Raw genomic sequence first — 23,175 nt, forward strand, 5'->3', positions numbered from 1 at the left:
CTGCAACTTTGTCACTTTAGGCATGACTATAATCTGACTTACCACCTGTCTTTTTAACCAGATGGATATCATCTATAACGATGTCATGTGATAGCGCTTTGGTCATATCATAGATAGTTAAGCAGGCAACGCTAACCGCTGTTAGTGCCTCCATCTCAACCCCTGTCTTGTGCGTGACCTTGACCACAGCCCTGACCGTAATACTGCTGAGCGCATCATTATACTCAAAGCTTAGACCAATCTTATCTAGCGGTAGCGGATGGCAAAGCGGTATCAGGTCATGAGTGCGTTTGGCCGCCATGATACCAGCGATATGAGCCGTTTGCGTGATGCTGCCTTTTTTGGTCATACCATCAGCCGCTTTAATCTGCGCATAAATCTCACTGGGAAAGCGTACTTGTCCAGTGGCATTGGCTTCTCGCGTCGTTGCTGTCTTGCCACTGACATCGACCATGGTAATATCACCATCACTATCTAAGTGAGATAAGGTAGATTGCTGATTTATCTGAACGCTGTCACTCATTTATATAACCTTTCTTATGTGATATTTTTATTATTTTGATAGAGCAGCACATGCCTGCTTGAAATCTTCAGGCGTATTAAAGTTGGTCAAATTTTGCCACTCTTTGCTAAATGGTACGGCTTGCACCAATGGCTGAATAAACTGCATCACTCTACGCTGACCGTTATCTATATAGGCCTTCAAATCAGGCTCAATACTTAGCTGATACAGGCCTAACAATGGATATAAGTGACTGTCATCTTTTAAGCAAATTACTTCTTTATCGGCAGCAAGGCTTATTTCACATTGTAATTTCTGCCACAAGTCAGTTACTGGTATTAAGCTATCGCAGCTAATAACCAGTAACCACGAAGCTTGTACGTTTTTTGATACGCCTGAATCATTCAAGCTGATCAAATCATTCAATGTTTGTAAGGCTGATTCGATAGCGACCAATGCGCCGCCAGTTTTAATCTGCTCATCATGCTTACTAGAGTCAACATCAGTACCATAATCAGCAATGTGAATAACAGGCGCATTAGGTTTTTCTGAATGGACATCTAAACCAGCTTGAAAGCCGCGACCATTATCTGCAATCAATATAGGAACCTGTAACTTGCTCGCATGACGAACATGATAGTCTAGCAGCTGCTCACCTGACGGTAGTGTTAGCATCGCCTTGGCCGTTCCCATACGTCTAGATGCGCCGCCTGCCAAGATAACCACACCTGCCAAACCATCCAGATTATTTGAGCAATTTGTCATTTACCATTACCTGTCAGGCTTGATTGTATAACACTCATAGCTCAATTATTTATAACTCAATCATGGCTAGGATTTTGTGCCAAAAAATGCGGCACGAAGTTACATGGACGAGTACGACTATCAAACTGATCTTTTAAAATATTTTCCCAACCCGTACGGCAAGCACCAGAAGAACCTGGTAGACAGAATATACCCGTACCATTGGCCATGCCAGCAACTGCTCGCGATTGTACGGTAGACATACCGATTTCATCTTTTGAGATTAAACGGAACATTTCACCAAAACCATCGATTGATTTATCAAACAGTACACTCACAGCTTCTGGCATGCTATCTCTAATAAAGAACCCTGTGCCGCCAGTGGTAATAACCGCATGAACGTCTGGACTAGCAATCCAGCCACTAATGACTGCGCGAATTTGGTAAATATCGTCGGTAATTAGTTGACGATCTGCTAAATGATGCCCTGCTTCAGTCAAGCTATCTACTAAGTACTGGCCTGACGTATCTTCTGCCAGCGTACGGCTATCAGAAACGGTCAATACAGCAATATTAAGCGGTGTAAATTGTGCAGCAGGCTTACTCATAAATAATCCTTTATAGATTTAATTTTATAATTGTATTAAAAAGCGGTTGTATCAAAAAAAGCGATGTTAAAAAACGATTGCGTTGGAAAACATTCTCTACAAGTGTCACGACTGCAGACTCAAAGAGTTTTATCCGCCGATTATCGATAGATTGTGCATGATGCCACTGTTAGAGTCATGCAGATGATGATGCTCAGGTTTGATTGGCATAAAGCTATGTAAAGTGTTTACCAGTCCTTGGATATCGTCTTGTTGTAAGTATGGACGGATATCGTAGTTGCCTTGATCAAACAGACACAAATGCACCTTGCCTTGGCTGCTTACACGCAAGCGATTACAGGTATCACAGAAGTGCGCCGCATATGGGGCAATCATACCGATACGACCGACATATTCAGGGTGGCTATACTCTACTGCTGGGCCATCAGCACTACCGCGCTCGTGCGGCTGCCACCCATTTTCTAACAAGTAATCAGTGATAATATCAGACTGAGCATGCTGAGCAAAAAACAAATCGCTATTGTCACTGGTCTGCATAAATTCGATAAAGCGATAGGTCACTTGTCTGTCTTTGACATAGTCAATCGCCGTGATTAAATTCTCAAAAGCAGTCTCTGCCATCAAGACACTATTTATTTTGAGTTTGATATCAGTCGTTTCTAACAATGTATCCATGTCAGCCAATATCTGCGGCAAGGTATCAAAGCCTGTCATTTTATGAAAAGTAGCAGCATCGAAGCTGTCCATACTGATATTGAGCTGATCAAGTCCAGCAGCTTGCCAGGTGGCTATATGTTTACCCAATTTATAACCGTTACTGGTCATCGCGACCGTCTCGATACCGTCAGTCTGCTTAATCGTTTCGATAATTTCGACGACATCACGACGAATAGATGGCTCACCACCTGTAATTCTAACTTTTTTGGTACCTACTTGAGCAAAGCCGCGCACCAAGGTTGCAATTTCAGAGATACTCAGCTCATCATCAGGGCGCTTACCTTGATAACCATTTGGCAGGCAATACTCACAGCGAAAATTACAAAAGTCAGTAATAGACAGACGCAAATAAGTCAGACGCCGTGCAAACCCATCGGTTAGCGGCTGGTGATAGTCACTCATCTGCTCAGTAGGCACGACCAAGGAAGGCTCTATGTAGCCATCAGATAATGCCGGTGCCAAGCTCGGTGAATACAGTTGCGGGCTGTCTATTTTGTGTTTGTCATCTATGTTGTCATCAATCATATGTTACTGCCATCAGTACTGCTTACTATAAGCACTACTTTGTTATTCGTGTTTAGCATACCAGTGTAAGGTTACTCTCTAGCATTGTATGACAACCTTACAATAAATTGGCAAACGATGAATTAGCGATGTAGCCAAGGAAACGGTTGTACAACGACGTCATTACCAGCTACTACGTTCCCACTGTCTTTGTCCAATACAATAAAGCAATTGGCGCGGCTCAGCTGTTTTATTCTATGTGACTGCTGTCTTGAGAAACACTCAACTTGATAATGACCTGTATCGTCTCGTGACAATACGCCACGCTGAAAGTCTTTGCGGCCGGGAGATTTTCTGATATCACTGATAAGTTTGGCCTTGATATTTAGCGGCATCGGCTGCTCTGATACGCTAGCACCCGACATTTGCCACAATGCAGGAATCACAAACTGTAGCGTACCCACGACCGTAGAGAGTGGATTGCCCGGTAGGCCAAAATACAATACTGGCTTATCGAGATTTTTATTTAACTCGCCAAATACAAAAGGCTTACCAGGCTTCATCGCCACTTTATAATGGTTAATCCGACCTAGTGTTTCAATCACAGTAGTCAAAAAATCATAGTCACCAACAGAGACACCTGCAGTAGATATCAGTACATCACAGTCCTGCATGGCCTCATTGACTGCGATAGTTGTCTGCTCTAGGTTATCAGGGATAATGCCATAATCATGAATAGTGATAGGCAAATCTGACAGCAAGCTTTTGAGCGTTGGGGTATTAGAATTATATATTTGGGCTAGACTTTGTAGCTCATGGCCAATAGCTACGAGTTCATCACCTGTGGCCAACACGCCTACAACGAGCGGCTGGAACACGTTCACTTGGCTAATACCAAGGTTGGCGAGTAAGCTAATATCTGCAGGATTTAGTCGTTTACCGATTTTTAAAACAGCTTCGCCAGACTCAATCTCTTCACCTTGTGAGCGGATATTATTGTTAACTTTGGCCGTTTGCGTGAGTGTGATGTCGTAAGGTCGAGATTTATCAACGGTTGCTCTGATATCTGCAAAATTCGTATTCTCTTGCATAATGACCGTATCACAGCAATCTGGTACGACTGCACCAGTAAAAATCCGCACTCCTTGCCCTGCCGCTGTCTTACCAGTATAAGCACTACCAGCTTGCGACTCACCAACGATTTCGATAATACTGTTTTCTAATAACTCACTACCTTTGGCAATCGCATAGCCATCCATTGCAGACAGGTTTTGTCGCGGCACATCAAAGGGTGAAGCAATATCTTGAGCCAGTATGTGGTTTAGGCTGCCCAGCAACTCTAGAGTGTTAACGGCTCTTTTTTGTAGTGGAAAGTCAGTAATATGATAATTATCTATTCGCTGCTGTATCGCAGCTTGTAATTCTTCCATGGTAATCATAAGGTCACGCTCTTTCTGTCGTTCTAATTATTTATAATCGAAACTGTTATTTAAAATGGTCGTTAAAAACTGTTACTAAACACTATGAGTAAAAGTCATCGTTAAAAAACACATTATCTAGAGTCTATCATTCAAAGTATCAACTTTCTTGTATTAACCTTGTCCTGCTAAGTTTTGAATAAAGCCAGATTACACTGGTCTTAATATTTGATATTTATTGCATGGTCCATTGTGTTAAAGATGTCAGCAAAATCAGACATAGATTGAGACAAAAAAAGCACCTTGGCAAGGTGCTTTTTGTAGAACAAATTAAATTATCGTTTGATGACTAGTGGCTGATGCATAATGGCTAAGCACGATTAAAAAGAGCCACTTTTATACAGTGTATAAACACCGTCAGCCTACCTCACCATCCAGCCAATGAGGACGCACTGTTTTGAGTAATAAATCCATCTGGCGTTTGACCATTATCTGCTTGCCAGCGCTGGAATGCCATACGAGTATTGGTACCCACGATACCATCAGCGCCTTTGGTATCATAACCCATGCTAGTCAAACGACGTTGTAGGTTCGTCACTTGCGTGGTCGATAATGGACGCTCATAACGAGGCCAAGATTTTTGCAACCCGCTTTGTCCATTAATCGTTTTGCCTAGCAGACTAACACCCAACGCATAACTTGATGAGTTGTTATAGACTTTGATCACATCAAAGTTTGGGCTTAGCAATAATACTGGACCGTCTTTACCAGCAGGTAACCATAGCTCCATCTGAGTATTGGCATCTAGGTAAACGTCCGCTATCGTATCGACACCCATCGCAGCCCATCTAGCAGCAGGGTGTTTGCTACCAACTACGGAATAATCAAACGAGGCTGGCACCGTTGCTTCATAAAAAGGCGCTAAGCCACGAACCCAACCTGAGTTACTAAGATAGTTGGCCGTCGAGGCTAGTGCATCACCAGTCGCCCAAGGATTGCGATGTCCATTGCCATCACCATCAACCCCTTGTTTGAGCCAAGTCTCAGGGATAAACTGGGTTTGTCCCATGCCGCCTGCCCAAGAACCGTCGAGCTGCGACCATGACACGTCACCGCGTTGTAGCAGTGTCGCTAACGATAGCAACTGCGTTTCAGCGAATTCTTGACGACGACCATCATAGGCGAGGCTGGCAAGCGAACTTGGCAAATCGCTATTACCGGTCACAGCGCCATACGATGACTCCATGCCCCATATCGCAGCGATAATCTCTGCATTAACCCCATACTGAGACTCTAGCTGAGACAAATAAGCACGCTGCTCAGCAAATTTGCGTTTACCTACACTGACGCGTCCACTAGATACCGCAGAATCTACGTATTCCCACGGCATCTTGGAAAACTCGGGCTGACCTGAATCTAATGAGATGACTTGCTGGTTTAGATAAGCAGAATCGAGCAATCGACCAATAACTTGGGCATCATAGCCTGACGATATGGCACGCATAGAAAAGTCTGACTTCCAATCAGAAAAGCTACTGTAGCTAGGCTTGGGCGCAGGCTGCGGTTTTACGACTGGCGCAGGTGTTGGTTTGACCTGAACGGTTTGGGTTTGAGTAATCTCAACGCCGCCTTGACGAACAGGCTTACTTTGCATTGCCTGCTGGCTTGTACACCCGACCATCACTAATGCTGGCACAAAGGTGAGGTATTGCTTTTTTAATCTCATAAAAAATCTCAAACATGAATAAATAAAATGGCTCACAGTGGCCAAGCTATCCGTAGCTATTATTTAAGTCTAACGCCCAAGTACGCTACGTGGGTCAATAGGATTACCATTTAAGCGAACTTGAAACTCTAAGCCTACCTCATTGGTCTGACCACTGCTGCCCATACTAGCAATACGTTGACCACGCTGTACTGTATCGCCCTCTTGCACCAACAACTGGCTATTGTGCGCGTAAGCTGTGATGTAGTTATCACTATGACGAATCATAATTAGATTGCCATACTCTGGCAGACCGTTGCCTGAGTAAAGCACAGTTCCTGATTGGCTGGCAAGTACTGGATCACCAACCTTGCCCGCAAACCACATTCCCATATTGCCCGAAGCAGGGTCAATATTACGAGTTACTGGGTTGCGCGTAGGGTAATCATAACCAGAGGTCGAGTTGGCAGTGGCTTCATAGGCTGGTATTTGAGATTGGGTCACAGGTGGCGTATAAATTGGCTGCGTTTGAACTGGGGCACTGTAGCTATTGTTACTTGCAGTGGTTGCCGCATTGCCTTGCCATAGTTTGAGCCATTGGCCACTATAGATGGTGTATTTACTATCTAGATTGTTCATCGCACCGATTTGGCGATAGTTCAGACGATAGCGCGCTGCAATCTGGCTGACCGTATCGCCGCGTTGTACACGGTGATAGTTAGGGACGCCTTGCGCGTTAGTAATAATCTTAGGACCTGCTTGGTTTGCTGATTGATAGGTAGGCTTCGTTGCACAGCCGACGACAGATAGAGTAGCGACTGCCATAGTACCAATCAACGCGGCTTTAACAAGGTGCGATCCAGCTATGATTTTTTTCATACAAGGTTCCTATTCTTTGTGTTGCTCATTCATTGTTTAATCATTCAAAAGCGCTTGATATCATACAAGAGTCTTCTGATATTCTCATAACACGTCAGCGTTTAATAAGCCGGTATGGATTATATCTTATAGAATTTATAGCGCGAGTGTTGATAATCTATCCAGCGCTGCCGTTGGCGTATAATGTAGGCGTACTGGTGACAAACTAACATACCCTGCCGCTACAGCCTCATAATCTGTCATCACATCCTGCTTCGCTTGTACCGCATCGATTGACGTTTCTAATTGTCGCTCATTTTCACCTTTTCGTAGAGACAACCAATATGCATCTCGGCCGCGTGGGTCTATCATATGGCTTACTGGCTGAGCAGCTTGCTTATGGCCTAGCGAGGTTATTTTTCGACCCTTGATATCATCGGCATGCTGCACAGCAGGAATATTAACGTTTAATACATGATAGGGCAAACTTTTGAGCATCTCTAAAATCGAAGTCTCAGTAATCAGTTTGACGATTTCATGTGCGGCCACTCGATAATCACTGGCTGATTCTTGCCCGCCATTTTTGACACCCCCGCCTACCAAAGACGTTGCTATAGCAGGGATACCAGATAATTGCGCAGTCAATGCAGCACCGAACGTACCAGAGAACATCACATCCTGTCCTAAGTTAGCCCCTGAGTTAATGCCTGTAATCACGCAGTCAAAGTCACTATCACGATATAACTCATGCAGAGCCAAATAAACACAGTCAGCTGGTGAACCATTTACCGCTACAAATCCAGAAGGCAGCTGATGCGTATGCAGTGGTCTTGAGACACTCAGCGCACTGGCATAGCCGCTTTGTTCATCGTTCGGGCCGACGACCACCACTTCACCAATAGTCGATAATGCCTGAGATAGTGCCAATAATCCTGGCGCATACACACCATCATCGTTACTAATTAAAAATCTCATTTCTACTCAGTATGTGGTTAATATTTTATTAGCTGTCTTTCTACATCTCTATTTGATAATTCTGCTATCGCGCCATGTCTGTTCAAAATATGGCATAAAAATACGATGCTCATATTTAAAATGAAAACATGATACTCTAATTCTCCAATGACATGACGTCTCAGTCTAACGAAAAAGTATCGTTTTGATAGCATGAGCGATTATAACTGAATAATATAAAGACACGAACCCTGTCTTTAGCAAAGTATCATGTTCTTCTTATGCTAATGATTATATGAGAAAAATAACGTGACAAATATTTGTATAGAGCGGATTACAACTAGTATATTAAGCATCGCGTTACAATACGCAACACCCCACAACAATACAAACCGATGTACTGATACTGAAGTAACGTCATTAGGGTATGCTACTGATATGTTGCTAAAAAATAGTTTTGGCTCACAAGATATCTACACATAAATCAATATTTTATGTGACTTTTGTTTTTTTACCGATTAACATATGACCATTAAATAAAGACGAGCGAGTGTAATACTGAATGAATAAACAATCGATATTATCTATAGCTTCTGTGATAGCAAATACTGCCTCAAAAGTTGGGATTGCAGGACTGATAACGTCTGTTGCTATGCTGTCTCAAGCTTCTAATGCTGCGAATAACTCTGGCACTACCATTCCGCTAGACATGTCTGGCATCAACATTACTAAGCACGAAATTGCGGTGATGCAGGTACTATCGGAGATATGCCCACCAATGCTAAATGGTAAACAAAAACAGCGGTTCTATAAGTCGTACACTGTGCAGCTGCATGAGCTAATGCCTTCTCTAGAAGATCCAAAAGCAGCCATTCAATATCTGTCTACACAGCAAGACTATCGCCAGATATTGCAGGGTATTCGTAGCTGGACGATGGGATTCTCAAAGCAAGAAAACAAAGCACTATGTGAAGATTTGGCAAACGCAGATTACTAGAAGATTCGTTAGTTTGATTCAACGACTAGCGTCATCTGCTTAATGTGTTAATAATAATATTGGTATTAACGATAATAAAATACAAGCTATGTACTCTTTATAACATCGGTTAAGCAAATATTATCAACTGGTTGTTTCGATATCTGTAGCATCAAAGCTTGCTGTCACTTTACTTGTTATTCACAAGCAGTGCAGCAGGCTTTTTTGTGAGCGTTAAATTTTTATTATAGAGACTGGTCAGATGATAGACACAACAAATATATGATAGGCCTTCATTTTTCTTTTCAAACTTGCCTTATTTTTGCATTTATCGATTCCCCATCGGTAGTCATTTTGCTAAGATAAGGCGTTAATTTTATGTCTATTGTGTAGGCGTTACTATTTTCGTCGATACATTATTTTAAACACTGCATTTAAGACATGCTGCTTAAAATAATGTATGGAAATAGGTACAAAACATAAGCGATAGATACATTTGGTTCCATGATGCGGTGTAATGATATATGACAGTAAAGCGTGTAAAAAATCAGCTGGTACAGCTGGTAGTTGGTGTAAGTATCTCGATGAGTGCAGTAATGGCAAACGCAGCCATTCAACCACCTGAAATGGACAATACTGCCTATGTGTTGATGGACTATAACACTGGCGAAATTTTGGCTCAAAAGAACGCCAATGAGGCGCTGCCACCAGCATCTCTGACTAAGATGATGACCAGTTATATCATTGAGCAACGCTTAGCATCAGGCGACCTGAAAGAAGATGAACAGGTATTGATGAGTCCAAACGCATGGTGCCGTGGTAGCAGCAGCCAATCTTGTATGTATGTGCCTGTGAACAAAACCGCCAGCGTCATCGATATGCTACGCGGTATTATTATTCAATCAGGTAATGATGCATCAAAAGCCATGGCTGAACATATTGCTGGTAGCGAAGCCTCGTTTGCGATCTTGATGAACGAACAAGCTCAAAAAATTGGCATGGAGAATTCTAACTTTGTCAATGCTACCGGTATGCCTGATGAAGGTCATTTAGCATCTGCTTTGGATTTGTCTAAACTCGCGCGCGCTATTATCAAAAACAGTGGCGACTACTATAGTATCTACGCAGAAAAAGAGTTTACTTATAACGGTATTACCCAAGGTAACCGTAATGCTCTACTGATTACCGACCCAACTGTTGATGGCCTAAAAACGGGCCACACTGATGCAGCAGGCTACTGTTTAGTAGCATCAAGCAACCGTGAAGGCATGCGTCTAATCTCTGTCATTATGGGTACCAAGAGCCAACAGGCTCGCGCTGATCAGTCACGCGAACTACTTAACTGGGGTTTCGGTCACTTTACAACGGTTACTAAGGCGCCTGCTGGACAGTTCGTTAGTAAGCTTCCAGTATGGTTTGGAGAAGCTGACGAGGTAGAACTGGCAACTGGCGACAACTTGCAAATTCTAACCAGCAAAACACAGAAAAACAAAATCACCACAGTGGTCGATATTCCTGAGAGCTTAGAAGCACCGATCAAAAAAGGTCAGGAAGTTGGTAAAATGATGGCTGTAATCGATGGTAAAGCAGTAGCCTCAGTTCCTATCATCGCAACTAATGATATCGAACAGTCAGGCTTTATGAGCCGTACGTGGGAACATATCGTACGCTGGGTAAAAAATCTTCTCTAAGAGAAAATTTTAGAAAGCAATTCTAGCTAAAAACTATTTAAAAAAAAGACGCCTTAAAATGGGCGTCTTTTTTTTATACCTACTTTAGGTCTAAAGTAGGTATAAAATGCTTTGATACTGAAAAGTCGAAAAATGCTACCTAATAAAATAAACCTAACTAGGAACATGGATTTAGTAAGACAGTACTACGTCTAAACCAACCATTGTTTTAATAGGTCGCTTAACGCTTTGTCCTTATAAGTAGCAATATGACAATAGTCAATGCCAGCTGCTTTTAAACCATACTCAAAACTGCCTACATAGCGCGCCCGATGCTGCGGATACCAATATACCAATAACGCACGATGCTCGCTCTTACTACCCTCATCGCTTTCATACTTACGGATACGTTTGGCTAGCATCGCAGCTTTTTCCGGGAAAACATCTTCACCAAACATCACCATGTCAACTTTCTGCTTACGCATCTCCTCTATGACGAGTTGGTTACCTTGACGACAAATAATCGTAGCCCCTAGATATTCCAGTTCCTCTAACAAGGAGCCTGTCTCATGATAGTAATAATAAATAATCGTTAAGCCAGACAATAAGCGCTGCTGCTTTGATTGCTGTTGATTGGGCATCGCTATGGTCAGCGTAAACTGCGTACCTACGCCAAACACACTATCAACATCAATAGTAGCACCCATAAGCTGAGCCATTTGTCTAACAATCGGTAAGCCAACCCCTGAGCCTTCGTACTGGCGAGTTTGCGAAGAATCTACCTGAAAGAACGGGTTAAATATATCATCTAGGTGCTCATTATCGATACCAATACCCGTATCTTTCACGCTAATCTGCCAGCGATTGCTCTTATTAAAATGTGTCAGTTGCGACGTAATCGTAATTTTTCCGACAGGTGTAAACTTAATCGCATTGTTGAGCAGTATCGATAGTATCTGATGTATTTTCTCTGAATCACCATATAGGCTATAGTCTATATGATGAATATTACTAATCAGCTCTAGCCCTTTCTGCGTGGCCGTATTTTCAAACTTGGCTAATAGGTCAGCGATTAACTGTAATGGGTTAAACTCATTTTTATGAATTCTTATCTGGCCTTTTTGAATCTGGTTCAACTGTATAATATGATCTAACGACAATACCAATTTATCACTACCACTACTGATAATCTCTACCGCGTCTTTTTGCTCTCTGTTTAGAGCCTCATGATCCAATAATTGTAAACCACCTACAATTGCATTCAACGACGTTTTTAATTCATGAGAAATCATGCTTTGAAAGTTATGCAACTGCACATCAAGTGACACATCTTTATTGTGCAATTGCTGTTCAAAGGCCGCAAGGGTTTCATAACCTTGCCGTGCTTCTTGTAAACGATTGAATAATACAATTAATGCTTTTTTGATTTGGGTCAGTTCTTGAAAATTAAATTGCTGCGGAATGACTGGTAATTGCTCTAGATTTGCGTTGTTCATGACAATGGCACAAACATCGGTCAATGCTTCGATATCTCTGACTGGCCAATTAAGCTTTCTAAAAATATATAAGGCAACCATAACAATCAGTACCACTGTTGTTAGCCATAACCACAGGATATTTTGGAACCAATGTAAACGTAGCAATTCTACGTCCATCGTAATATTAATATAGCCAATCAATGTGCTATTTTCGGTAGCTATATCAGTCGTCTCATCTGGCGCTGACGATTCGCTCATAATATTTGATAAAGCCAGTGCCAACTGCTGATTGGAATCAGACTTATTGGACGCGGCACTATTGGCATCAAGGTCTTTACTAATCACTGGATAGTTGAAACTGACCGTATGCGCAAATAAAGCATTTTTCCAATCATCAATCGACTGGTCTATATCTTCAATTGGCTCAGAGGTGGAATAAAAAACAATACTTTGAATAGTCGGCTCATTTTCTAACAAGATATTAACTTGTTCGGCCACAACATCTGCGCCATCTACAGTCGATGCGCTAGTCGTTAATAAAGATGCCAGTTGTTGAATATGCTGTTCTTTTTCTTGATAGTGATGCACTAAACCATAAAGAAAAGGCAATAAAAAACCTGCCAGCACTGCCAATACGACAGCTTGTATGACAGAACGCCAGATAAGTACGGGAATGGTTTGAAACGAACGGTTGTTCATATCACTCTACTGAGTCGCGTGCAGCTTTCATTTATAGTACAGGTATTTTAAAGATGTGATAAGTAAAACATTTGAGTATTTTTGAAGCATTGAGACAGCTATTTATAGGCCCAAACTATAACGTATTAATAGAAAAATGTCATCGCGCTATCGAACGCGATGACATTAATCATAAAGCCTAAGATACGAGGATTAACGAGGCTTTTTATCTTTGGTAGTAAATTTCTGTGATCTATTACGCTCACGTTGACGCAATTGCTGAGCTTTAGCTTTAGTCGGCGTGTCGCTCTTATTCGCATATGGATTGTCGTTTTGCTTCAAGATAACGTTAAGTGGTGTGCCTTCTAGCTTAAACACTTGACGGAACTGATTCTCAAGATAACGCTGATAGCTCTTAGGAAGCGCACTGGTTTGGTTACCATGAATAACAATAACGGGTGGGTTGTGGCCGCCAATATGCGCATAACGTAATTTGATACGACGACCAGCAACGGTCGGTGGCGGATTGGCCGTTACCGCATCTTGCAAAATCTGAGTCAAACGGTTGGTCGATACTTCGAACATCGAAGATTTGTACGCACGTAAAATAGACGGATATAAATTACCGACGCCTGTGCCATGCAGTGCTGAAATCAAATGTATTTTTACATAAGGAATAAAGCTGAAACGGCGATCCATTTCAAGCTTGATATAGTCTCTTTGATCTTGCGTTAGACCATCCCACTTGTTGATCGCAACGACTAACGCTCGTCCAGCGTCAAGTGCGTAACCAATCATATGCAAATCTTGATCCACGATACCTTCGTGAGCATCAATGACAATCACGGTTACGTTAGAATCTTCAATCGCTTGCAAGGTCTTGATGACAGAGAATTTTTCTACTTTTTCATCGATTTTACCACGGCGACGTACACCAGCGGTGTCGATCAAAACATAGTCTCTACCTTCACGCTGATAAGGAATATAAATACTATCACGCGTCGTGCCTGGCATATCGAATACCACTACTCGATCTTCACCAAGCAGGCGGTTTACGAGCGTCGATTTACCCACGTTTGGACGACCGATAATGGCAAGCTTTAAGCCTCTTGGCTCTACTATGTTTTCTTGCTCAGGCATATCAGCTGTTAGTACTTCAAGCAAGTTACCCACACCGCGACCATGACTGGCTGCCATCGGATACGGCTCACCCAAGCCTAGTGCATAAAACTCAGCAGGTGCTGCATCATGTACACCGTCGACTTTATTGGCGACAACATAGACAGGCTTGCCTAACGTATGCAAGAACTTACCAATTTCAGCATCAGCGCCAATCATACCGGCACGAGCGTCAACGACGAATACGATGATGTCTGCTTCATGGATTGCTGTATGCGACTGCTCAGACATATAGTCATCGATATTACCGCTACCGTCATCAGCTTCACCGATACCACCCGTATCTACAACGATAAAAGATTTGTCTTCATAAGTTGCATCACCGTACTGACGGTCACGAGTCAACCCTGAAAGGTCAGCGACCAATGCCTGCCGACTTTTTGTGAACTGATTAAATAAGGTGGATTTACCGACGTTTGGACGACCAATTAAGGCGACCACAGGCTTGATACTCATGGGTTACTCTCAGTGAAAGGCACAATGACGGGCAGTACAGTTATTCTTATAACCAGTGACATAACAATAGTAATAGATATGCTGCAATTGACCGTGAATTAAAATGAATGATAGAACAATAGCAAAAATAATAGATGGCTATTTTACGATTAAAAATAGTATATAGGATGGCTTCATTATACCTATTATACATAAATAAGTAGTATATATGGATAGCACATCGGTCGCATAGAGTACGCGAAAGCCTGTGTTTAAACAAGCAATTTACACAAGGCACTAAACGCTGACTAAGCAGCGTTTGTGTTTTATAAATGATAATCAAGAATAGGCTTAAGGGCTATAGTGAAATATTACACTTCGCTAATTATCTATAGGCACCTATCTATATAGTTATTAGCGCACTAGTTGCCAGATAGCAACTTGTCCTGACGTACTTTGAGTCATTAAACGACTACCTTGTACTTGCAAGTTGGTCAACGCACCTTTTGTCTCTACACGACTAACGATGCTACCCGTAGCAGGATCAAACAAATGCACTACGCCATCGAAATCACCAATGGCGATATAGTTGCCAATCATCACAGGATTGGTAAGATCTCGGTAAGCCAATTCGTCACTTTCCCAGAGTGTCTCGCCACTGTTGCGATCATAAGCAACTACTTTGCCATCTAGACTGGTAGCGATGACTTGCTGAGGATTTACCGCCAGTGATTTGAGGCTCGCAATTTCATTAACGAACATTACCTGACGTGAGGCCAGATCAATACCTAATAGCTGACCACTATAGCTGATCGCAAACAACTGATTTTTATCTACGATAGGTTTGCCATCGACATCGCTCATGCGCTCAACTTCACTACTACCAGCACCTACGCCTACACGTCTTGACCAGAGCGGAAGACCATTATCGACAGTAATTGCATGTAGACGACCATCAGCTGTCGCCAAAAGTGCTGTCTCATTGTCTAATAAAGTTGGTGCAGCGCTACCGCGAACGCTAATAGCAGGTACTTGAGTTGCGAACTGCCATACTGACTGTCCAGTTTGCAGCGACAGACCATGTAAGAAACCATCATTCGCTGATAATACCACACGGTTATTGGTAATCAGTGCTGGCGTCAAAACCGAACCCGACAACTGCTGTTGCCAGCGTTTTGCACCAGTCGTGCTATCAAATGCCATGACCTTGCCACCACGAGTACTAACGATAGCTGTCTGGCTCAATGCGTCTACTGCAACACCGCCGGTGATTTGGTCGTCAACATTGATTGACCATACGCGCTCGCCTGCACTATTAAACCCTGACAGCTCACCACCGCGTGATGCAGTAACGATTTGACCATTGGCATAGCCAACTTGCAAATCTAGCGGATCTTTTTTGCTGGCTTTTTTATTGCCAACATCGGTACTAAATACAGGTTGTAGTACGCTAATCGGCTGAGCGATTTGTACCAATTTTACCGGATCATTAACGACCGGCTTAATACCGCGATTACATCCAATCACTGCCGTGCTCATTACTGCCAGTACGGCCACATGCATGACTGTCTTTTTGATAGTCTTGGTGTTTAACATTTTGCTAGAGCGAATAGATTGAGTCATTGTATGTTCTCACTACAGATAAATTATTATTAATTGGTAAATTGGCCAACGGCAAATTAGTAATCATTAGGTTATATTAAAAAAGAGCTTTGGCTGATTACTAACTCTCAATACTATCCTACTGACTTACTGCCCTGCTTCGACAGCGACTTCGTTCGAGGTATCCATCACTAGCGACGGCTCAGGACCAGATGGCTCTTGAATAAGACTGGTTTGCTCAGCAATCGGCTCAGCCGTGATACCTAAACTTTCCATCTTTAATGCCAAGACTGCACGCGTTTCTTGACGGCTACGTAATAGCTCCCACGCATTGCTATAAGATTTAATCGCTGAGTCTTTATTGTCTTGCGCTAAGTAAATATCCCCTAGTAGCTCCTGCTGACTTGCTTCAAACGAGCTTGGCATATCATTGTTTGCTTCTGACAGTGCAGCATCTGTATCACCTGCGGCCAATAATGTTTTTGCATAGCGTAAACGAGTAATCGCTTCTAGACCAGCATCACCCAAATCGATGGCCAATGCTTTTTTGAATGTCTCAGTCGCTGCTGCAAAGTCATCACTGTCTACTTGTTGACGTGCTTTTATCATTAGCGCTTGCCATGCATAAACCGACTTACCATGCGTACTGACCAAAGTATCAATATCTTTGTCTAGTTGGCTACGACTTTGGGTAAGTGCTTCTTGAGCCTCTGCTTCTAAATCTGGGTTTTGCGAGGCCAGTTTGACCTCTTCGTTTAGCTGCTGAATATCAGCATATTGATCGGCGGCGACGGTATCTACTCGCGCATGGTTGTTTTGCCAGTACGTCCAACCAAAGTAAGCGGCCAGTGCTAACAAAATCGCAGTGACGATATAACTACCATATTGCTTTAGCGCTTGCATGGAGTTATCTGCATTCGGCGAATTAGGTGTCAGAGCCATATATATTTACCTGATAAAATTTACATTAAATTGCTAGTGCGACAAACAAATCTGATTAGTCAAAGTCAATTAGCGACGAGAAAAGTTATCTTTATTTGATAACCAATCTTGGGCGACCGTCTTTTGCTCACCTGTCTGCATATCTTTAATACTAATCGTATTATCATCCAGCTCTTGCTGTGCGATGATGACCGTCAATGCCGCGCCTGACTTGTCTGCCTTCTTCATTTGCGCTTTTAGACTCGTGGCACTGGCCATCTTTACTCGTACATCTGGACGACTGTGACGTAAGTTCTGTGCATAGCTTATACCAGCACTATATACCTCAGGATGGGCCACAACAAATACATCACAAGCAGGTACGTCAGCAATCGGCGCAACCGCTTCTATGAGTAGCAATAAACGCTCAAGCCCCATTGCAAAACCAACACCAGGCTCAGATTTGACTGGTTTACTACCATCTGTACCGATTGATTTTAATTGCCCTACTAGCCCATCATAACGACCACCAGCACAAACGGTAGCTTGGCTTCCAAGCTTATCTGTTACCCACTCAAATACCGTTTTATTGTAATAATCAAGGCCACGTACTAAGTGCGGATTGATTTCAAAATCGATATTAAGCGCAGTCAGATAGGCTTTGACCTGCTCAAAATGCGCCACACTCTCTTCACCCAAGAAGTCAGCAAGCTTTGGCGCATCTGCCAATACTGCTTGCGTGCTCGCTTCTTTACTATCCAAGATACGTAAAGGGTTAGTCGTTAGACGGCGCTTACTGTCTTCGTCTAGCTGGTCTTTTTTATCAGTTAAATAGGCAACCAATGCTTCGCGATAAGCATAACGCTCATCCAACTCACCCAAACTGTTTAGTTGCAAACGCATCTCATTGTTGAGGCCTAGCTCTTGCCACATCAGATGAGTCATCGCAATCAGTTCAGCATCAGCATCTGGTAATGCACTACCGAAGCTCTCGACACCTAACTGATGAAACTGGCGATAGCGGCCTTTTTGCGGGCGCTCGTAGCGGAACATCGGGCCGATATACCAAAGCTTGGGCGTGTCACCGCGTAGCAAGTTGTGCTCGATAACTGCGCGTACTGCTCCAGCTGTGCCTTCAGGACGCAATGCTAACGGCGTTGGTGGCTCAGACTTATCAGTAAAGCTGTACATCTCTTTTTCGACGATGTCAGTCGCGCCGCCAATAGCACGGGCAAAAAGATCCGTTTGTTCAACGATAGGCAAGCGAATATGCTCGTAACCGTACCTACCAAGTACATCAGCCAATATCGCTTCTAAATGCAGCCACTTTGCTGATTGGTCAGGCAAAATATCATTAAAACCTTTGATAGCTTTGATCATGGTACGGTCGTATCCTTAAATGTTTAACAGGTATTCTATTATTGTTTTCTATGCACTCAAATAAGCGTTATATCTAATTAATACTGTGACGATATAGCCTAACGTATCAATCTATTCTATGGCTTATTTTACGCGAATGATTTCATTCTCACGCTTTTTCGCCAAGTCTTCTGCATGGGCGCGAACCATACCTTCTATTTCATCAACCAAATTGCCTGTATCGATAAGGTGGCTTTTTTCACCCATACGATAGACCAGTGATCTAGGGGCAGCACCAACGATACCAATATCGGCCTCTTTTGCCTCTCCTGGACCGTTTACCTTGCAGCCGATCACAGATAGATTCATCGGTTCACGAATATCTTCTAGGCGCGACTCTAACGCTGTCATTACTTTAATCACATCAAACTCTTGACGCGAGCAGCTTGGACAAGCAATAAAGTTTACGCCGTTCGAACGAATATTAAGCGATTTTAAGATATCAAAACCAATCTTAATCTCTTCTTCAGGCTCAGCGGCTAACGAGATACGAATAGTATCGCCAATACCGTCTAGCAATAATCCACCTAGCGCAATGGCAGATTTGACAGCGCCCGTACGGTAGACACCCGCTTCCGTCACGCCCAAATGTAATGGATTATCAATTTGCGCTGATATTAAACGATAAGCATCCAATGTCAAAAACACGTTGCTGGCTTTGACAGATACTTTGTACTGGTCAAAATTAAGACGCTCTAAAATATCAATATGGCGCATTGCCGACTCTAGCATCGCCTCGCCAGTTGGTTCAGTATACTTGCGCTGTATGTCTTTTTCTAAAGAGCCAGCGTTGACGCCAATACGAATAGGGATATTATGATATTTGGCACAAGCGACCACTTCACGTACTTTGGCATCGCTACCAATGTTACCCGGATTGATACGTAAGCAGTCAGCGCCCGCTTCAGCAACGGCCAAAGCGATTCTATGATCAAAATGCACATCAGCGATCAAAGGCACGCTTACCAGTTTGCGAATTTCACCAAAGGCTTTGACGGTATCCATCGTTGGCGTTGATACGCGCATTAAATCTGCACCAGCTTCGACACAACGCTCGATTTGAGCGACAGTCGCTGCTACATCACAGGTATCAGTGTTGGTCATGCTCTGTACGCTAATTGGTGCATCACCACCAACCGCGACATCACCGACATAGATTTTTTTGGTCAGACGACGATTAATAGGCGATGGCATTGACATACATAAATCCTTGAATCAAAAATAGAAAAGCCCTAGGCCTTTGTACATATAATATAAACCAGCTAAATGAGGATACACATGTGCGCTTTATTCAAATTTGGCGCTTATGCAACTGACTATGGTGCCAATTCAAAAGTGGCTTGCTTATCTGTTGCATACGTATCTAACGCAACTGGTTGTTGATTGAGCATCAAGCTAACATTATCGATATTATCAATTTGCACATTAAACGGTGGCATACCTGACAAGTCATAGTTACCTGCAGACTGAGAACCGTTTATTAAGCTGTTTCCAGAAGCATCCGTGATACTAACCACAGCGTCACTTGTTAATACAAGGTTTAGGGTAGCAGTCGTTGCAGCATCACCTAGATTCAATGCAGAGCCAGAAGCACCAACGCCACTTGCATCACTATTGATGGCGGCACCTTGGGCTTGCTCTATCGCTGACATGTCTTCAACAGCTGATACAGGCTCTTGCGTGTTTTCTTTGCTAGCGTTACTCACCATGCGGAATAGGAATACCGCCAAGATAATCAATCCGATAACGCCTATGATCAATAGCGGGTTAAAGCGGATTCGGTTGTGAGTATCACGCTGCAAAGTCCCCATTGGGCGCAGTGGCGTATCGATATTGCTGGCTGATTTGGCCTTTAGCTCATTAGGATAAGCGGCATCGAAGCTACTAGCGATTTTTGCTGAATCTAAGCCCAAATATTTGGCATAGTTAATCGCAAAACCACGAGCAAACGCAGCCTGTGGTAGCTCAGCGAAGTTTTCGCTTTCTAGCGCTTCTAGATGACGCTTTAGAATGAACAGCTCAGCAGCCGCTGCTTCTAAAGTTACTTGCTTGTTTTTACGGGCTTGCTGCAACACGGCACCAAATGATCCCTGAGCGTTAGATTGAGTGTTAGATGATGGGGTGATCATTTCCATGGTGCCTCTGGATTGTTAAGCCAAGTCTTAAGTTGTTTTGCTTCATCACTTAGCGGATAAGCGGATAAAAGCTGCTGTGCCAATTGCTGGCGCGTTGTTATATTATTTTGTGCTGCTGCAAGCTTGATACCTTGTAAGAGCAAGCGCGGGCTAATACCCTGCCCCTGCACCAATATCAGCGTCTCATCATACAGTCTCTGTGCCTGCGGTACACGCTGTTGTGCCAGCAGCAAATCCACCAATTCGATATGAGCGATGATGCTGTTACGATTGCCATCGAGTGCCCGTAAAAATGCTTTTGAAGCGGCACTATCATCACCTAACTGTAGATAAGTACGACCTAGATTTTCTAGCGCGCCAATACGGCCTTCATAGCCTAGCGTCGCCCCTGCAATCTCAAACTGTTCTGCTGCTTCACGGTAGCGCTTTGTCTGTGACAGATACACGCCATAATTATTGTGCGCTTGTACAAAGTCTTTATCTAGCGCGATTGCTTTTTTGAAGTATTCATCAGCTTTGGCTAGATTGATACGGCTGCCTTCTTGCTGCAACAAAACGCCCATCATATCATAGGCTGGCGCATAACGGCTATCGGCAGCAAAGGCTTTTTCGAGCTGCTGCTGCGCGGTATCTAGCTCATTTTTTCGGATGTATTGCGCGGCAAGTGAGGTACGTACACGGGCGATTTCCTGCTGATCTAAATTTCGATCGTTGCTAGCGCGCGTAGATGTTTGATAAGGAGAGTTGCCTAGCAAATCATTAGTCGGGGTAGTCTGACAGCCACTTAATACAAGGACGCCAAATACTGCCGACAGCACTGCACGCTTTGGCAAAGCGGTTTGGGCAGCACTGATACTCGACTGCTTATAAAACTTAGAAAATGATTTTTGATATTTGAACTGACAAGAATTTTTAGAAGTCATCATAGCCGCCATCATAAAACTGGGATTCAATGCGTTCGATCTTCGAGGCCTCAGTTTAATAGATTTAACCCCTATAAGTACAATTTAGTTGTTATTAATTGCCACGTTCTGCAATCTTGACAGTCATTGCTACATTTTCTTACCATTGCGACAGACAAAAGACATCTAAAACGCTATACCAGTCGAATATAACGTTTATCTTCTCACAGACTACTAAACGCTTTCACGATCTTTAATGCTCTGCTGCCACGCGGCTGAGCGTCTGGTACGATCGGCAACTTGTCCAACTAACTGACCACAAGCGGCATCGATATCATCCCCACGTGTTTGACGAATCGTACAAACAAAACCCGCTTCGCTCAATATATTACTAAACGCATGAATACGGTTGTTGCTTGATTTGTCATATGGTGCATGCGGGAATGGGTTGAACGGAATAAGGTTAATCTTACTTGGTAAACCTTCTAATAGCGCAACCAACTGATGGGCATGCTCATTACTATCATTGACCCCATCAAGCATCACATATTCAATCGTAACGTGTTTCTTGTGACGTGGATTGACATCATAGACATAGTTTTTTGCCGCTGCAATCAGCTCTTTTAACGGATATTTCTTGTTAATTGGTACTAACTCATTACGCAGCTCATCATTTGGTGCATGCAGTGAAATGGCCAGTGCCACATCAATGTCTTGCGCTAACTGATACATTTTCGGGACGACACCGGAAGTCGATAACGTGACACGGCGCTTTGATAATCCATAAGCATGATCGCTTAGCATCAACTCCATTGAGCCAACCACTGGCTTGTAGTTCAATAGCGGCTCACCCATGCCCATCATCACCACGTTGGTGACATTATTTTCCCATAGGCTATGGTCAACGTTTTCTAAGCTTTCATTTTCATCTGTCATATATGACGCATTAGCGACCCATAACTGACCGATAATTTCAGCCGCACTCAAGTCACGCTCAAACCCTTGTTTGCCCGTACTACAGAAGCTACAATCTAGTGCACAGCCTACTTGCGAAGACACGCATAATGTCTTACGGCCATTTAACTTGCTATCATCTGCAGGGATAAGCACTGTCTCAACCAACGAGCCGCCCGTGACTTCAAATACCCACTTACGTGTACCATCATCACTGTATTGACGATGAATCACTTTGGGCGGTACCACACAAGCATTGAGCGATAATTTGTCTCGCAACGACTTACTCAAATTGGTCATTTGCTCAAAATCTGTCACGCCATGCTGATAAATCCACTTAATCACTTGAGTTGAGCGGAATGGCTTTTCGCCAATACTCTTGAAGTAATCAGCCAGTTGCGCTTGCGTCATACCCAATAGATTGGTTTTGGCATGTGCCTCATCTACTAGCTTAATGCTATCAGTAATCTTAGCAGGTACGTGCTGAGTAGGTGCTTGAACAGTTGACATAATAGGTAACCTTTTTGCAGGAGCTTAGATAAGCGGTGCAATTATTTATATGGGCTTTGCCATACATACATGGGTGCATGAGCAATCCGCTATGAGCGCAGTTCTTCGAATTAATGAAAACATGCTGATAAGGGATTGATAACGCTAAGTAAAATCAATAATGAGGCAAGTCACTAAGAATTTCAATGAATAATATAACCACAGAACTCTAAAGCAGATACAAGGCAGCCAACTGCAGATTGTACAAGTAGTACATCTGATGAGGGTGACGCCCTAGCAGTTTAGTAATTCTTTGATTATAGGATT

At 43.1% G+C, this 23,175-nt stretch carries 19 protein-coding genes; 2 read left to right on the forward strand and 17 right to left on the reverse strand.

Annotated elements, in window-relative coordinates; all coding sequences use genetic code 11:
* Positions 1–16: 16 nt before the first annotated feature.
* The 8 genes from moaC to surE all read right to left on the reverse strand — a co-directional run bounded on the left by moaC (position 17) and on the right by surE (position 8,031).
* Entirely contained in the window at positions 17–523 is a 507-nt protein-coding gene (gene moaC / locus ACTXGF_RS23620) for a cyclic pyranopterin monophosphate synthase MoaC (protein WP_347161763.1), read from the reverse strand.
* Between the two features lie 30 nt (positions 524–553).
* A complete protein-coding gene (mobA, locus tag ACTXGF_RS23625) occupies positions 554–1,267 on the reverse strand; it encodes a molybdenum cofactor guanylyltransferase (protein ID WP_443532417.1) in 714 nt (237 codons plus the stop codon).
* A gap of 56 nt (positions 1,268–1,323) precedes the next feature.
* The gene (moaB, locus tag ACTXGF_RS23630) at positions 1,324–1,854 is read right to left on the reverse strand and encodes a molybdenum cofactor biosynthesis protein B (RefSeq protein ID WP_102078147.1); all 531 of its coding nucleotides are present in this window, start codon (positions 1,852–1,854) and stop codon (positions 1,324–1,326) included.
* A 129-nt stretch (positions 1,855–1,983) separates the two neighbouring features.
* Positions 1,984–3,096 carry a GTP 3',8-cyclase MoaA gene (gene moaA, locus ACTXGF_RS23635; protein WP_443532415.1) on the reverse strand — a complete coding sequence of 371 codons (1,113 nt, stop codon included), beginning with the start codon at positions 3,094–3,096 and terminating at the stop codon, positions 1,984–1,986.
* A 122-nt stretch (positions 3,097–3,218) separates the two neighbouring features.
* Positions 3,219–4,514: a molybdopterin molybdotransferase MoeA gene (locus ACTXGF_RS23640; RefSeq protein ID WP_443532413.1), complete on the reverse strand. Its 1,296-nt coding sequence runs from the start codon at positions 4,512–4,514 to the stop codon at positions 3,219–3,221.
* A gap of 406 nt (positions 4,515–4,920) precedes the next feature.
* Complete coding sequence (locus ACTXGF_RS23645; RefSeq protein ID WP_443532411.1) at positions 4,921–6,219, reverse strand: lytic murein transglycosylase; 1,299 nt, start codon at positions 6,217–6,219, stop codon at positions 4,921–4,923.
* A gap of 69 nt (positions 6,220–6,288) precedes the next feature.
* A complete protein-coding gene (locus tag ACTXGF_RS23650) occupies positions 6,289–7,077 on the reverse strand; it encodes a peptidoglycan DD-metalloendopeptidase family protein (RefSeq protein ID WP_443532409.1) in 789 nt (262 codons plus the stop codon).
* Positions 7,078–7,212: 135 nt separating this feature from the next.
* Complete coding sequence (gene surE / locus ACTXGF_RS23655; protein WP_443532407.1) at positions 7,213–8,031, reverse strand: 5'/3'-nucleotidase SurE; 819 nt, start codon at positions 8,029–8,031, stop codon at positions 7,213–7,215.
* Between the two features lie 541 nt (positions 8,032–8,572).
* Between surE and ACTXGF_RS23660 the strand changes: the two genes are divergently transcribed.
* Together ACTXGF_RS23660 and ACTXGF_RS23665 are read left to right on the forward strand one after the other, a co-directional pair.
* A complete protein-coding gene (locus ACTXGF_RS23660; protein ID WP_057759051.1) occupies positions 8,573–9,007 on the forward strand; it encodes an MCR_0457 family protein in 435 nt (144 codons plus the stop codon).
* Between the two features lie 503 nt (positions 9,008–9,510).
* A complete protein-coding gene (locus ACTXGF_RS23665) occupies positions 9,511–10,677 on the forward strand; it encodes a D-alanyl-D-alanine carboxypeptidase family protein (RefSeq protein WP_443532405.1) in 1,167 nt (388 codons plus the stop codon).
* A 191-nt stretch (positions 10,678–10,868) separates the two neighbouring features.
* On the opposite strand, the gene ACTXGF_RS23670 is transcribed toward ACTXGF_RS23665, so the two are convergent.
* The 9 genes from ACTXGF_RS23670 to rlmN form a co-directional block, all read right to left on the reverse strand.
* Complete coding sequence (locus tag ACTXGF_RS23670) at positions 10,869–12,833, reverse strand: sensor histidine kinase (protein WP_443532403.1); 1,965 nt, start codon at positions 12,831–12,833, stop codon at positions 10,869–10,871.
* Between the two features lie 192 nt (positions 12,834–13,025).
* Positions 13,026–14,447 carry a ribosome biogenesis GTPase Der gene (gene der, locus ACTXGF_RS23675; protein ID WP_057759046.1) on the reverse strand — a complete coding sequence of 474 codons (1,422 nt, stop codon included), beginning with the start codon at positions 14,445–14,447 and terminating at the stop codon, positions 13,026–13,028.
* 393 nt (positions 14,448–14,840) lie between these two features.
* Positions 14,841–16,049, reverse strand: a complete 1,209-nt coding sequence (bamB, locus tag ACTXGF_RS23680; RefSeq protein WP_443532400.1) for an outer membrane protein assembly factor BamB — start codon at positions 16,047–16,049, stop codon at positions 14,841–14,843.
* 126 nt (positions 16,050–16,175) lie between these two features.
* Positions 16,176–16,970 carry a YfgM family protein gene (locus ACTXGF_RS23685; protein ID WP_443532398.1) on the reverse strand — a complete coding sequence of 265 codons (795 nt, stop codon included), beginning with the start codon at positions 16,968–16,970 and terminating at the stop codon, positions 16,176–16,178.
* 69 nt (positions 16,971–17,039) lie between these two features.
* Positions 17,040–18,329, reverse strand: coding sequence for a histidine--tRNA ligase (gene hisS / locus ACTXGF_RS23690; RefSeq protein WP_238068148.1), 1,290 nt, complete (start codon positions 18,327–18,329; stop codon positions 17,040–17,042).
* A 123-nt stretch (positions 18,330–18,452) separates the two neighbouring features.
* Positions 18,453–19,568, reverse strand: a complete 1,116-nt coding sequence (gene ispG / locus ACTXGF_RS23695; protein WP_290178386.1) for a flavodoxin-dependent (E)-4-hydroxy-3-methylbut-2-enyl-diphosphate synthase — start codon at positions 19,566–19,568, stop codon at positions 18,453–18,455.
* 116 nt (positions 19,569–19,684) lie between these two features.
* Positions 19,685–20,497, reverse strand: coding sequence for a helix-turn-helix domain-containing protein (locus ACTXGF_RS23700; protein WP_191115367.1), 813 nt, complete (start codon positions 20,495–20,497; stop codon positions 19,685–19,687).
* A complete protein-coding gene (gene pilW / locus ACTXGF_RS23705) occupies positions 20,494–21,429 on the reverse strand; it encodes a type IV pilus biogenesis/stability protein PilW (protein ID WP_443532395.1) in 936 nt (311 codons plus the stop codon). The genes ACTXGF_RS23700 and pilW overlap by 4 nt, the downstream gene beginning before the upstream one ends.
* Before the next feature lie 210 nt (positions 21,430–21,639).
* Entirely contained in the window at positions 21,640–22,869 is a 1,230-nt protein-coding gene (gene rlmN, locus ACTXGF_RS23710) for a dual-specificity RNA methyltransferase RlmN (RefSeq protein WP_443532394.1), read from the reverse strand.
* Between the last annotated feature and the right edge of the window lie 306 nt (positions 22,870–23,175).

The organism is Psychrobacter sp. 1Y6, from assembly GCF_052258385.2.
Lineage (GTDB): Bacteria > Pseudomonadota > Gammaproteobacteria > Pseudomonadales > Moraxellaceae > Psychrobacter.

Coding starts and splice junctions, on each gene's coding strand:
- ispG (WP_290178386.1), bottom strand. CDS start 19,568: ATGTCAATGCCATCGCCTATTAATCGTCGTCTGACCAAAAAAATCTAT.
- moaC (WP_347161763.1), bottom strand. CDS start 523: ATGAGTGACAGCGTTCAGATAAATCAGCAATCTACCTTATCTCACTTA.
- pilW (WP_443532395.1), bottom strand. CDS start 21,429: ATGATGACTTCTAAAAATTCTTGTCAGTTCAAATATCAAAAATCATTT.
- rlmN (WP_443532394.1), bottom strand. CDS start 22,869: ATGTCAACTGTTCAAGCACCTACTCAGCACGTACCTGCTAAGATTACT.
- ACTXGF_RS23700 (WP_191115367.1), bottom strand. CDS start 20,497: ATGATCACCCCATCATCTAACACTCAATCTAACGCTCAGGGATCATTT.
- moaA (WP_443532415.1), bottom strand. CDS start 3,096: ATGATTGATGACAACATAGATGACAAACACAAAATAGACAGCCCGCAA.
- surE (WP_443532407.1), bottom strand. CDS start 8,031: ATGAGATTTTTAATTAGTAACGATGATGGTGTGTATGCGCCAGGATTA.
- ACTXGF_RS23650 (WP_443532409.1), bottom strand. CDS start 7,077: ATGAAAAAAATCATAGCTGGATCGCACCTTGTTAAAGCCGCGTTGATT.
- ACTXGF_RS23685 (WP_443532398.1), bottom strand. CDS start 16,970: ATGGCTCTGACACCTAATTCGCCGAATGCAGATAACTCCATGCAAGCG.
- ACTXGF_RS23640 (WP_443532413.1), bottom strand. CDS start 4,514: ATGATTACCATGGAAGAATTACAAGCTGCGATACAGCAGCGAATAGAT.
- der (WP_057759046.1), bottom strand. CDS start 14,447: ATGAGTATCAAGCCTGTGGTCGCCTTAATTGGTCGTCCAAACGTCGGT.
- moaB (WP_102078147.1), bottom strand. CDS start 1,854: ATGAGTAAGCCTGCTGCACAATTTACACCGCTTAATATTGCTGTATTG.
- bamB (WP_443532400.1), bottom strand. CDS start 16,049: ATGACTCAATCTATTCGCTCTAGCAAAATGTTAAACACCAAGACTATC.
- ACTXGF_RS23660 (WP_057759051.1), top strand. CDS start 8,573: ATGAATAAACAATCGATATTATCTATAGCTTCTGTGATAGCAAATACT.
- ACTXGF_RS23665 (WP_443532405.1), top strand. CDS start 9,511: ATGACAGTAAAGCGTGTAAAAAATCAGCTGGTACAGCTGGTAGTTGGT.
- mobA (WP_443532417.1), bottom strand. CDS start 1,267: ATGACAAATTGCTCAAATAATCTGGATGGTTTGGCAGGTGTGGTTATC.
- hisS (WP_238068148.1), bottom strand. CDS start 18,329: ATGATCAAAGCTATCAAAGGTTTTAATGATATTTTGCCTGACCAATCA.
- ACTXGF_RS23645 (WP_443532411.1), bottom strand. CDS start 6,219: ATGAGATTAAAAAAGCAATACCTCACCTTTGTGCCAGCATTAGTGATG.
- ACTXGF_RS23670 (WP_443532403.1), bottom strand. CDS start 12,833: ATGAACAACCGTTCGTTTCAAACCATTCCCGTACTTATCTGGCGTTCT.